The 12,371-nt window shown below is 70.1% G+C and carries 12 protein-coding genes; 10 read left to right on the forward strand and 2 right to left on the reverse strand.

Annotated features, from left to right (window positions below; translation table 11 throughout):
- Positions 1-114: 114 nt before the first annotated feature.
- Positions 115-693: a TlpA family protein disulfide reductase gene (locus tag ACZ6SD_RS24985; protein WP_465319411.1), complete on the reverse strand. Its 579-nt coding sequence runs from the start codon at positions 691-693 to the stop codon at positions 115-117.
- On the reverse strand, positions 690-1,571 hold the full coding sequence (locus ACZ6SD_RS24990; RefSeq protein ID WP_465319412.1) for an LmeA family phospholipid-binding protein: 882 nt from the start codon (positions 1,569-1,571) through the stop codon (positions 690-692). Before ACZ6SD_RS24990 ends, ACZ6SD_RS24985 begins: the two co-directional genes overlap by 4 nt.
- Positions 1,572-2,116: 545 nt before the next feature.
- Here ACZ6SD_RS24990 and ACZ6SD_RS24995 point away from each other — a divergent pair.
- The 10 genes from ACZ6SD_RS24995 (at position 2,117) to ACZ6SD_RS25040 (ending at position 11,728) form a co-directional block, all read left to right on the forward strand.
- Positions 2,117-2,860, forward strand: a complete 744-nt coding sequence (locus ACZ6SD_RS24995; RefSeq protein WP_465319413.1) for a winged helix-turn-helix transcriptional regulator — start codon at positions 2,117-2,119, stop codon at positions 2,858-2,860.
- Positions 2,861-2,949: 89 nt separating this feature from the next.
- Positions 2,950-3,882: a mycothiol synthase gene (gene mshD / locus ACZ6SD_RS25000; RefSeq protein ID WP_465319414.1), complete on the forward strand. Its 933-nt coding sequence runs from the start codon at positions 2,950-2,952 to the stop codon at positions 3,880-3,882.
- A gap of 200 nt (positions 3,883-4,082) precedes the next feature.
- Positions 4,083-5,210: a phosphate ABC transporter substrate-binding protein PstS gene (pstS, locus tag ACZ6SD_RS25005; RefSeq protein ID WP_465319415.1), complete on the forward strand. Its 1,128-nt coding sequence runs from the start codon at positions 4,083-4,085 to the stop codon at positions 5,208-5,210.
- Between the two features lie 34 nt (positions 5,211-5,244).
- Positions 5,245-6,348: a phosphate ABC transporter permease subunit PstC gene (gene pstC / locus ACZ6SD_RS25010; RefSeq protein ID WP_465319416.1), complete on the forward strand. Its 1,104-nt coding sequence runs from the start codon at positions 5,245-5,247 to the stop codon at positions 6,346-6,348.
- Positions 6,345-7,256 (forward strand): phosphate ABC transporter permease PstA, encoded by a 912-nt coding sequence (pstA, locus tag ACZ6SD_RS25015; protein ID WP_465319417.1) that lies wholly within the window; start codon positions 6,345-6,347, stop codon positions 7,254-7,256. The genes pstC and pstA overlap by 4 nt, the downstream gene beginning before the upstream one ends.
- Before the next feature lie 10 nt (positions 7,257-7,266).
- Positions 7,267-8,043: a phosphate ABC transporter ATP-binding protein PstB gene (gene pstB / locus ACZ6SD_RS25020; protein WP_091450254.1), complete on the forward strand. Its 777-nt coding sequence runs from the start codon at positions 7,267-7,269 to the stop codon at positions 8,041-8,043.
- A gap of 198 nt (positions 8,044-8,241) precedes the next feature.
- Positions 8,242-8,628: a hypothetical protein gene (locus ACZ6SD_RS25025; RefSeq protein WP_465319418.1), complete on the forward strand. Its 387-nt coding sequence runs from the start codon at positions 8,242-8,244 to the stop codon at positions 8,626-8,628.
- Between the two features lie 31 nt (positions 8,629-8,659).
- Positions 8,660-9,238, forward strand: coding sequence for a DUF3558 family protein (locus tag ACZ6SD_RS25030; RefSeq protein WP_465319419.1), 579 nt, complete (start codon positions 8,660-8,662; stop codon positions 9,236-9,238).
- Positions 9,239-9,262: 24 nt separating this feature from the next.
- A complete protein-coding gene (locus ACZ6SD_RS25035) occupies positions 9,263-10,942 on the forward strand; it encodes a hypothetical protein (RefSeq protein ID WP_465319420.1) in 1,680 nt (559 codons plus the stop codon).
- A 6-nt stretch (positions 10,943-10,948) separates the two neighbouring features.
- The gene (locus ACZ6SD_RS25040; RefSeq protein WP_465319421.1) at positions 10,949-11,728 is read left to right on the forward strand and encodes an ESX secretion-associated protein EspG; all 780 of its coding nucleotides are present in this window, start codon (positions 10,949-10,951) and stop codon (positions 11,726-11,728) included.
- Positions 11,729-12,371 lie beyond the last annotated feature (643 nt).

A 12,371-nucleotide genomic window follows, 5' to 3' on the forward strand; every position in this document is an offset into this window, starting at 1 on the left:
GTAGCTGGTCACGGCCGGGAGCTTACCGCCAGTTCCTGGAGGTGGGAGGGGCTGCCCACTTGGTGAGACAGGCCGGACGGCCCTTGCGAAACCGGAAAGCGCAGGTGACGAGGGTCAGGCGGGCAGGTACGGGCGCAGCGCGGCGAGCAGAGAGTCCCGGTTCGGCACCCCGCCGACCCGCAGGAGTTCCACTCCGTGGGCATCGACGGCCAGCGTCGTCGGCGTGCGCAGGACCGCCAGCGCGGCGGCCAACGCGGGCCGGTCGGTGAGGTCGATGTCGGCGTGCGCCAGCCCGTTGACCCGGTCGGCGAGGTCGGACAGGACCACCCGCGCGTGCCTGCACGGCGCGCAGAAGGAGGTGGAGAGCTGGACGAGGGTGACGGCGGCGCCCGGGTCCAGAACCGCCCGTACGTCCTCGGGTACCCGGCCGCCCGATCCGGCGCGGGCTGCCCGGCTGTCGGCCTGCCCAGCACCGGCGGACCGGTCGCCCGCGGACCCGTGGTCCACCGGCCCGGTGTCAGCGGACTCGCCGCTGGGCCGCCCGGGGTCCGCCTCGGGGGTCGAGGGGGTGGCGGTGATTCGGGCGTAGGTGGGGTCGGCGGTCACGCGGATCTTGCCGTCGCGCGCGCGGAGCGCCAGGCCCACCGCCGCGGCCAGCAGCAGCGTGCCCAGCGCCACGAGCGCGCCGGTCACCGGCCCAGGACCACGTCGGTGGCCTTGCCCTTGACCGAGAGCAGGCCCGGCTCGACGGTCACCGCGGTCGGGGTGACCTTGAACGGCAGGCCGCCCGGGTCCAGGGTGATCGCGAACAGCGGCAGCACCCGCGCCTGGAGGGCTGCGGGCAGTTGCGCCGAGGACGCCGAGTTGCGCAGTTCGAGGCGCTTGGGCGAGACCTCGATGCTGCCCTCGACCAGGGAGATGATCGAGAACACGCACAGCTCCGTCGACTGGCCCGCGATGTCGGCCGTCCCGCACAGCTTCACGCCCGCGGTGGTGCCCTCCTGGTCGGCGACCTCGCTGGTGTCCTCCTCGGTCTCGCCGCCCTCGGCGGGCACGGTGTTGACCGTCCGCACGCTGACCGGGTCGATGGTGAGGTTGTTGATCGCCTTGACGACCTCGTTGCTGTTCTGCTGGATGGCGCGGTTGACGTCGGCGGCCTTGACCTTGACCTGGCCCTCGACCTCGCGCACCGGCACACCGGTGAGCGACCCGCTCACCAGCTCCGACAGCGGCGCCTGCACGCCGCGCAGGTCGGCGTGCACCTCGACGTCACGCAGGGCGTCCTTGACCGGCACGCCCTTGGCGTCGACGGTGACCAGGTCGTACTCGCCGGAGACGGCCTGGGCGAGGAAGGAGAACCCGCCGACCTTCACCGAGGGGTGGTCGCGCAGCCCGAACTGCGCCTGCGCGCGCTTGGACACCTCGTGCTCGAACACCGCCGCCGCGCCGAAGTCGGCCGCCACCAGCAGGGCGAGCAGCACCACCAGCGTGATGACCAGGCGCCGCACGGCCTTGGAGCGGCCCCGCCGCTGAGCCGCCTGCGGCCTCCCGGAGTTCGTCATGGTCGTCATCGCGCCACCCGTCCGTGTTCTTCGCCCTGCACCGCTGGTCCACCTGCACTGCCTGTTACTGCCCAGTTACCCGCTTGCCGCGCGGGTCACGCCGTCAATGATCCTGGTCCCCGCCCCCGGGCAGCGGTGGGGTCGGTCACCCCAGCTCCAGGGCACACTCAGCGTACGCAGTGCGCCCGGTTCGGGCGCTGATCTTCACGAAAGGCGAGGTCGCGAAACCGGCTCACGTTGCCGACCGTGACCGTCTTTCGCGTCTTGCCACCCGCGTAACAGGTGTTTCACAAACCATTCCGTGACAGGGTTTGAAAACCCGATCGAGTGGGCGCATCGGCAGGTGGACGCCGGATTAACGCAGCCGTAACACACCCTCCGGACGTCCCGGGATGCCCAGGTCCCCTGCGTGCATGCGTGTGATGCGGACGTCACGACCACGACATTTGGCGAGTACGAGGGTTATTCTCCTGCCAGCCGAAATCGAAACCCCCGATCGGGGGCCGCACCCCAACGACGCGGAGCGGATTCACGCAAGAGAGAGGCGGACTCGGATGAGCCTCGACCTGCTGCTGCTGACCGCTGACCCGGAGCCCGGATCCGTGCTCCCGTCGCTGATGCTTCTCCCGCACACGGTGCGCACCCAGGCGCCGGAGGTCACCGCCCTGCTTGAGGCGGGTTCCCGCGACGCGGTCGTCGTGGACGCCCGCACCGACCTCGCCGCAGCCAAGAGCCTGTGCCGCCTGCTCACCAGTGGCGGCGACAGCTGCCCCGTCCTCGCCGTGGTCAACGAAGGTGGCTTGGTGGCCATCAACAGCGACTGGCGCATTGACGAGATCCTGCTTCCCACCGCTGGCCCGGCCGAGGTCGACGCCCGCCTGCGGCTGCTGACCTCGCGCGGCCCCGCTGGCGCCGCCGCGGACGGCGCGCTGCGCCTCGGCGAGCTGGTCATCGACGAGGCCACCTACATGGCGCGCCTGCGCGGGCGCCCGCTCGACCTCACCTACAAGGAGTTCGAGCTGCTCAAGTACCTCGCCCAGCACGCGGGCCGGGTGTTCACCCGGGCGCAGCTGCTGCAGGAGGTGTGGGGTTACGACTTCTTCGGCGGCACCCGCACGGTCGACGTGCACGTCCGGCGGCTGCGCGCCAAGCTCGGCCCGGAGCACGAGCAGATGATCGGCACCGTGCGCAACGTCGGCTACAAGTTCGTGCAGCCGCCCAAGGCGGGCGGCTCCCGCCGCGAGGCCGAGCCGATGCCGGAGGCCGACTTGGCCGCCTACCCGATCGACATTCGGTAAGTCCGGCCAAGACACGTCAGACACGTCGGACAGCACAGACAGACAGTCAGGGCGGTCGCAAGAGCATGGCGGTAAGTAACGTCGGCCAGGTGACCGAACTGACCTGGGTGGCCGACTCCCCGGCCGCCGTCGAGAAGATCCGCCCGCTGCTGCTCGCCGCCCGGACCGAGGACGGCCGCCCCGAGGCACTGCCCGAGGGACCGCTGCCCCGCGAGTTCCGCGGCGGCGAGCACCTGCTGGCCGTCAGCGACTCCACGGACGACCTCACAGACGACCTCGCCGGGGGCGAGCTGGTCGGTTACGCGCACCTGGACACCGACGGTGATGCGTTCGGCCGCCAGGTCGCCGAGGTCGTGGTCCACCCCGCCGCCCGCCGCCGCGGCATCGGGTCCGCCCTGGTCGCCGCCGTACTGGCCAGGGCGTCGGAAAACGTGCGGATCTGGGCGCACGGCGAGCACCCCGCCGCCGCCCGCGTCGCCGCCCGGCTCGGCCTCGAACCGGTCCGCGAACTGCTGACCATGCGGCTGGAATCCGTGGGCGAGTTGCCCGACCCGGTCTGGCCCTCGGGCGTGCGCGTCCGCGCGTTCGAGCCGGGCCGCGACGAGGCGGCCCTGGTCGAGGTCAACCGGCTGGCCTTCGACTGGCACCCCGAGCAGGGGGCGATGACCGTCGCGGACGTGCTCGCCACCGAGGCCGAGCCCTGGTTCGACCCGGCCGGGCTCTTTCTGGCCGTCGACACCGCAGACGACCGGATCGTCGGCTTCCACTGGACCAAGATCCACTCGGACGGCGTCGGCGAGGTCTATGTCGTCGGCGTCGACCCGGCCGCCCAGGGCGGCGGCCTGGGCAAGGCGCTCACCCTCGTCGGGCTGGCCCACCTGCGGGCGGTCGGCGTTCCCGAGGTGATTCTCTACGTCGAGGCCGACAACAAGCCCGCCGTTGCGGTATACAGTCGATTGGGGTTCGTCCGTTCGGCCGCCGACATTCAGTACGCAGTACGGACACGCGCCGCACACGCCTGATCACTGAGAAAAAACCCAGGTCACAGGCAGGCCACAGGCGTGCTTCGGCAACGTCGCGGCGTCCATATAGACGGCCTTGTTCACTTGCCGTTCACCTCTAGAAGGTGGTCCGTCCACCACCGGTGCCTAGCGTCGCCGGCGAGGCGGCCTGACCTGGTGTCACGCCGCGACCTGAGAAGACTCCTGCTGGAGGAATCACTGTGATCATCAAGCGGCCCGCGTCCGTGCTGGGCATCATCGCGGCAGGCGCCCTCGCGCTCTCGGCGTGCGGCAGCGACGCCAACAACCCGGCGGGTGGCAGCTCCTCCGGGGCCGCCGCGCCCACCAACAGCGCCCCGGTCGAGTGCGGTGGCAAGAAGGCCCTGGTCGCGGAGGGTTCCAGCGCGCAGAAGGGTGCCATCGAGGCGTTCACCGCCGCCTACGGCGTCAAGTGCCAGGACTACCAGCTGTCCTACACCCCGTCCGGCTCGGGCGCAGGCGTGAAGCAGTTCACCGCGGGCATCGTCGACATCGGCGGCAGCGACTCGGCGCTGAGCAAGGACAAGGGCGAGGTCGAGGCCGCCGCGAAGCGCTGCCAGGGCAACCCGGCGTGGAACCTGCCGCTGGTCTTCGGCCCGGTCGGCATCGCCTACAAGCTCGACGGCGTCACCGACCTGACCCTGACCCCCGAGGTCGCCGCCAAGATCTTCAGCGGCGCGGTCGCCAAGTGGAACGACCCGGCCATCGCCGCGGTCAACAGCGGCGTCAGCCTGCCGGACAAGGCCATCACGGTCATCTACCGCGGCGACGAGTCGGGCACCACCGACAACTTCCAGAAGTACCTCAAGGCCGCGGGCAAGGGCGCGTGGACCAAGGACGCCGGCAAGAAGTTCAACGGCGGTGTCGGCCAGGGCGCGCAGGGCTCCGCGGGTGTCGCGGACGCCATCGCCGCCGGTGACGGCGCCATCGGCTACATCGAGTGGTCCTACGTCCAGGACAAGAAGCTGAGCTCCGCCAAGATCGACAGCGGCTCCGGCGCGGTCGCGCTCGGCGCCGAGGGCGCGGCGAACGCGATCAAGTCCGCCAAGCTCAAGGGCGAGGGCAACGACATGGTCCTCGACCTCGACGCGCTCTACGCCAGCAACACCGCGGGCGCCTACCCGCTGGTGCTCGCGACCTACGAGATCGTCTGCTCCAAGGGCTACGACGCCGACACCGCCAAGGCCGTGAAGGCGTTCCTGACCGTCGCCGCCACCGACGGCCAGGCCGCGCTCGCCGACGCGGGCTACGTCCCGCTGCCGAACGAGTTCCAGGCGAAGCTGCTGACCGCCATCCAGGCGATCGCGTAAGCGGCACTGGCACACTGCTAGCAGAGATGACGATATGAGCGATTCCGACATGGTCGGACGCCCCGCGGCCCCCGGTGCGAACACCGGTGGGCCGCGGGGCGGCGTTGCGTCCAAGACCGCACCGGAGGCACCGATTTCATCCACCGCGCCGGGCACGGGTGGTCCTTCCACCAAGAAGACCGCACCCACGGAGCCCACTCCGGCCGCCAAGGTTGTCACCCGACCCGGTGACAAGATCTTCAAGACGTTGACCGTCGGATCCGGCGTCTTCGTCGTCGCCATGATCGTGCTGATCGGCGTCTTCCTGCTGATCCAGGCGATCCCGTCGCTGGTCGACAACGACGCGAACTTCCTGTTCAGCAGAATGTGGGACGCCGAGCCGCCGGACCTGGCCTTCGGTGTGCTCGACCTGCTGCTGGTCACCGTGTTCAGCTCGGTCTTCGCGCTGCTCATCGCGATGCCGGTGTCGCTGGGCATCGCGCTGTTTTTGACCCAGTACGCCCCGCGCAAGCTGGCCCGGCCCTTCGCCTACCTGGTCGACCTGCTCGCCGCGGTCCCGTCGATCATCTACGGCCTCTGGGGCGCCTACGTGCTCGCGCCCGCGCTGGCCCCGATCAGCAAGTGGCTCAACGAGAACCTCGGATGGATCCCGCTGTTCGCCACCGGCAGCTCCGACCTTGGCATCGGCCAGACGATCTTCACCGCGGGCATCGTGCTCGCCGTGATGCTGCTGCCGATCATCACCGCGATCACCCGCGAGGTGTTCGACCGCACGCCGTCGATGCAGATCGAGGGCGCGCTCGCGCTCGGCGCGACCAAGTGGGAAGTCGTGCGCACGACCGTGCTGCCCTTCGGCAAGGCGGGCTACATCAGCGCGTCCATGCTGGGGCTCGGCCGCGCGCTTGGCGAGACCATCGCCGTGCTGATCATCCTCAGCTCCACCAACCAGAACTTCGGGTTCAGCCTGTTCGACGGCGGCGACACGATCGCCTCGAAGATCGCCCGCGCGGCCCAGGAGTTCAACGACCCGCGCGGCGCGGGCGCCTACATCGCCGCTGGCCTCGTGCTGTTCATCCTGACCTTCGTGGTCAACGCGTTCGCCCGGTCCATCATCGCCGGTCACAAGGAGTACGAATGACCACAGCGACTGACCTCGACCGGCCCGCGGCCCCGCCCGCGTTCCAGGAAGTCAACTCGGCCCGCCGGTTCAAGAACCGGGTGGCCACCATCCTGGTCGGTTTCGCCTTCCTGATCGCCCTCGCCCCACTGGTGTGGCTGCTGATCACCGTGCTCGCCAAGGGCTTCGAGCACGTCCTCAACGCCGACTGGTGGCAGAAGTCGCTGGCGGGCCTGACCTCCCGCCAGTTCGGCGGCGGCGTCTACCACGCGATCATCGGCACCCTGCTGCAAGGCCTGATCTGCGCCGTCATCGCCGTGCCGATCGCGATCATGGTCGCGATCTACCTGGTCGAGTACGGCAAGCGCTCCCGGCTGGCGAAGGCGGTGACCTTCACCGTCGACATCCTCTCCGGCGTGCCCTCGATCGTCGCGGCGCTGTTCATCTACGCGCTGTGGGTCACCACGCTCGGGATGCCGCGCAGCGCGTTCGCGGTGTCGCTGGCCTTGGTGCTGCTGATGATCCCGGTCGTCGTGCGGACAACCGAGGAACTGCTCAAGATCGTCCCCGACGAGTTGCGCGAGGCCGCGTACGCGCTGGGCATCCCCAAGTGGAAGACCATCGTCAAGATCGTCATCCCGACTGCGATGTCCGGCATCATCACCGGCATCACCCTGGCCATCGCCCGCGTCATGGGCGAGACCGCGCCGGTGCTCGTCCTGGTCGGCTACACCGTGTTCATCAACTACGACCCGTTCGGCGGCAACATGTCCTCGCTGCCGCTGCTCATGACCTCCGAGCGGCTCACCACCAACGCGGTGGGCGAGGCCCGGGTCTGGGGAGCCGCGGTCACGCTGATCCTCATCATCACCGTGTTCAACCTGCTGGGATCGCTGATCTCACGGCTGACGTCCCTGAAGACCAAGTAAGGCAGCGATCATGGCCAAGCGCATAGATGTGAAGGACCTGAACCTGTACTACGGCAAGTTCCACGCCGTGGACAGCGTCTCGCTGGCAGTGCCGCCGCACAGCGTCACCGCGTTCATCGGACCCTCCGGCTGCGGCAAGTCGACCGTCCTGCGGTCGCTCAACCGCATGCACGAGGTGATCCCGGGCGCCCGCGCCGAAGGCAAGGTGCTCCTCGACGGCGAGGACGTCTACGCCTCGTCGGTCGACCCGGTGTCGGTGCGCCGCACCATCGGCATGGTGTTCCAGCGGCCCAACCCGTTCCCGACCATGTCCATCCGCGACAACGTCGTGGCCGGGCTCAAGCTCGCTGGCGAGCGCGACAAGCGCAAGCTCGACCGGGTCGCCGAGGAGGCCCTGCGCGGCGCCAACCTCTGGGCCGAGGTCAAGGACCGCCTCAACCGCCCCGGCGGCGGCCTCTCCGGCGGCCAGCAGCAGCGGCTGTGCATCGCCCGGGCCATCGCCGTGCGCCCGGACGTGCTGCTGATGGACGAGCCCTGCTCCGCGCTGGACCCGATCTCCACCCTGGCGATCGAGGACCTGATCGGCGAGCTCAAGAAGGACTACACGATCGTCATCGTCACCCACAACATGCAGCAGGCCGCCCGGGTGAGCGACCAGACGGCGTTCTTCAACCTCGCGGGCGTCGGGCAGCCCGGCCGCCTGGTCGAGGTCGACGACACCGAGCGGATCTTCTCCAACCCCGGCCAGAAGGCGACCGAGGACTACATCTCCGGCCGCTTCGGCTGAGCCACCCGGCGCCAGTCGTCACTGACAGTCCAGGTCCCCCGCACGGTTCGCCCGTACGGGGGACCTGGGCGTTTCCGGGGAACTTTCGTCTTTCCCATCTCGTCACAGTCAAGACGAGCGCCGGACCGGATTGGTACGGTGCCCATGGCTTGTGTGATTGATGTTGGGTGCGGGTGGGCGAGCGGACCAGGGGGTGGCATGTACATCGATGAGGGCGGCAACGCGCCGCTGAGCCCGATCGGCAAGGCCATGAACGACTTCGCGGGCAACGCGGCCGCGGGCAAGTTCGCGGTGAACGAGAAGGGCGGCGAGGCCCTGCTGCGGGCCATTCGCGAGATGGCGGCGTGGGTCGACTCCGAGCAGGGCAGGCTTTTCGTCCTCGAACAGGAAGCCAAGCTCGGCAGCAGCAACAACGCCGAGATCATGAAGCCGCTGCTGCTGCAGGTCGCCACCGACGACCGGGGTTTCCTGACGCAGCTCAGGCAGTTCCGCGAGTCGCTGGTCAAGGCCGAAGAGGGCATCCAGCAGGCGATGGCCAACTACGTGCGGACCGACGAGTCCAACGCGGGCAAGTACACCGGCTGACCGAGCCGCTCGACCACGCAAAAGGGGAACAGTGAGGCACTCGCTCTGGTTGGCTCCGGCACTCGCCGTCCTGGTGGCGGGGGGAGCCGCCTGCTCCACCGACAGCCCGGGCAGCCCGGTCGTTCCGGGCGCGACCCAGTCGAGTGAACCGGTCGGCGGGACCAGCACGTCGACCTCGACCACCTCGACCACCCCGGCAGGCGGCGCGGAATCGCCGCTGGCCGAGGTCAAGCCCTGCGACCTGGTGCCCGCGTCCGCGCTCGGCTCGCTGGGCGTCACCGGCAGCCCGAAAGAGGAGAAAGTCGTCGGGAACCGGACCTGCCAGTACCGCGTCGAGAAGGCCAGCATCGCCGACAGCTACAACCTGAGCGTCGTGATCTACGAGGACCTGGGTCTCGCCGACGTCGTGGCCGCGGGCGAGAAGAAGTCGTTGAAGGTGAACTCGCGCGACGCCCTGCAGAGCCTGCGTGGCGGCGGTGGCGGGTGCGCGATCACCCTGGCCGTGACAGCGAAGTCGCGGGTGGACGTGCAAGCGGCAGGCGGCGACGGCGCGAAGCTGTGCGCGCCCGCCCTCGCGGCCGCCCAGCTAGTCGAGCCCCAATTGCCCTGAACGCAGGGGGAGGTTGACAACACCATGCCCGGACCGGTCAGAACCGCGTACACCCCGCACCAGGGGGACCGCACGACCACCGACGTGTCGAACCCGTCGAGTCGGAACTACGACCCGAGCCACCCGTCGTACGACCCGACGTACGACTCGCGGAGCCCGGTCTACATCGACCGGACGGGCACCTCCGACACCCGCGGCGACGTCCGCGAGCAGGCTGAGCAGCGCGTCGACCAGGACATCGAGAACGCCCCCTGGTACGAGGTCTGGAAGCAGTTCACCCGCAACAGCGAGATCAGCGAGCAGTACAACCAGGGGATGAACGCCCAGGCCAACCAGCTCGCCCAGGGCCTGTCGCTGCGGCCGACGGCCGCGATGCAGTGCTCCAACTACCTCAGCATCGAGCACGGCTCGCTCAAGCCCATGGTGACCGAGTCGGTCGACCCCGACCAAATCGGCGAGATGGGCGACCTGTACCTCAACGCGGGCAACGCGATGGCCCGGTTCCAGGACACCGTCGCCACCGCGATCAACGACAGCCAGGCCGACTGGCAGGGCTCCGCCGGTGACTCGGCCCGCCGGTTCATGGCCGACATCGGCAACTGGGTCGGCCGGGCCGGGCAGAGCGCGCAGCTCGCCGGAACGCAGACCGGCATCCAGGCCGAAGCGCTGGCCGAGGCGAAGAACTCGATGCCAGAAGAGGTCCCGTTCGACGCGGACGCGGCCAACCGCGACCTGATGAACACGACCGACCCGATCGAGCTGATGCGCAAGAGCGACCAGTACCAGGCGCAGTACCGGGAAAGCCAGGCGGCGCACGAGGAAGCCGCCCGGGTCGTCGGCTCCTACGACAGCACGCTGAGCAGTTCGGCGGCCATGCCCGCCTTCGACCCACCGCCGCAGATGGGCGGCGGCGGTGGCGACGAGGGCGACCGCCCCGGCGGCGACGACGGCGTCAAGCGGCCCGGTGACAGCACCGTCGACGTCAACCGCGACGGCGGCACCGGCCGCGACGGCTCGATCGACCAGCACCCCCAGCTTCCGCCCGACCGCCCACCGGTCGCCCCGCCGCCCGGCGGCATCGACCCGCACACCAACCCCAACGGCGACGACGGCAGGCCCCCACCGGTGACCCCGCTGCCGTACCCGAACCCCGGCGGCAACAACGGCACCGGTCCCGGCGGTTTCGACGGCTCCACCCCCAACCAGCCCGGCGGCGTCGGCCAGCTTCCCGGCGGCAACAACCAGCAGGGCGGCCACGGCGGCTTCCCCGGCGGCATCCCGCCGATGGCGGGCGGGCCGATGGGCCCCGGCGGCGGTGACACTGCCCGCGGTGGCCGAGGCGGTTTCGGCGGCGGCGGTGGTGGCCGCGGCGGCTTCGGTCCCGGTGGCGGTTTCGGCGCGGGCGCGGGCACGGGTGGTGGCGCCGGTGTCGGCGGCCGGGGCGGACCCATGGGTCCCGGCGTCGGCGCGGGCGCGGGCGCGCTCGCCGCGGAGCACGCGGCAACTGGCGGCCGCGGTGGCATCGCTGGCGCGGCGGGCGGTCGCGGCGCGGCAGGCATGGGCGCGGGTATGGGCGCGGGCGGCGCCCGCGGCCAAGGCGGCGAGGACGAGGAGCACTCGCGCCCGTCGTATTTGGTCGAGGCCGACCCGGACGAGGTGTTCGGCACCGACGAGATGACCGCTCCCCCAGTGATCGGCGGCTAGCGCCAGATGCCACGCTCGTTCTCGCTGTCCCTGGCCGCGGTGGACATGCTGTCGCAGGCGCTGCGGGTCAACTGCCGGTTGTTCCCGTTCGAGATCCCCAGCTTCGGCCAACTCGAAGAGGACCGGAACCGCATCGCCAAGGTCGTGTTCACCGACCTCGCCAACCGCGGCCTGATCCACCACTCGGAGGTCGACCCGGACGTGGCCGCCGCCTTGACGGTCACCAGCGACCACGACATCGGCATCGGCATGATGGGCACCGTCAACCACAACCGCCGCATCCGAGCCCGCGCCGCCGCAGCGGGCTCCACCGCGGTCCTAGCCATCCAAGAGGGCCAAAGCGTCCAGTTCGAGCTGATCAGCCCCGCCGCGCTCGCCCGCAGCCTGGTCGCGCTGCTGCCCCCCGCCCCCGCGGGCCCGGGCCAGTCGGTGCAGGTCACCGAAGCCGCCCCCCAACCCCGCGACGACTCCGGCGGCGGCTTCGTCCAACCAGTCCGCGCCCCCCGCACCACCACCGACGCCCAACTACGCATGGCAGCGGCCATGCTCGAACGCCCCCGCACCGGCTACGGCTTCTTCACCGTCAGCGGCCGAGGCAGACACGGCCGCGAGGTGGACGCGGGCACCGTCAGCTGGATCGACACCGACGCAGGCCGCTACCTCTCCCTAAGCCGCCCAGAACCCAACGGCGCCATCCGTGCCACCTACTCCCCCGCCGACAGCACCCGCCTGGCCCAACAACTGGGCGACCTCATCCTGTCGGCAGCCCCCACCACCAGGCCCTGACAAGGCCCAGGCCCCCAAGGAAACCAAAGGGAGCCACGCTGCCCAACCCCAACGTGGGTGGACAGGAGCACACGGCCCCAGCAGACGCGGCAAACACGCCGCCCTCCTGCCCGCCAACATCCCCAACGCTGCCAGGCCCCCGCTGGGCGGAGCGGCAGACCCGCCTGCCTGCCAGCCGCACCCCAATGCCACCAAGCACTCGACGGGAGCGAAGACAGCGAACCCGAACACTTGCCGACCGGCACTCAAAAGTTGGCAGGTGCTCGGTGGAAGCGGAGACAGCCGGACCCGGGCACCTGCCAACTGGCACCCAAAGTTGGCAGGTGCCCGGTGGAAGCAGTGACAGCCGGACCCGAGCCTCTACCGACCCGCACCCAAAGCTGTCAGGTGCCCGATGGGAGCAGTGACAGCCGGACCCGGGCACCTGCCGACCGGCACCCAAAGCTGTCAGGTGGCCGACCGGAGCGAAGACAACAAAGCCACGTTCCTGCCAGGCAGCACCAATGCTCGCCAGGTGCTCGATGGGGTGGAGTGGTTTCTTCGGGGGTGAAGGAAGATCGCTAAGCTGGCTCCGCGCGTGTGAGGCCGAAGGCTTCCCACCCGTCTTTCACACGGCGATCTTCCTTCGTAGGGGCCCCGAAGA

Source organism: Actinokineospora sp. NPDC051303 (assembly GCF_055586285.1).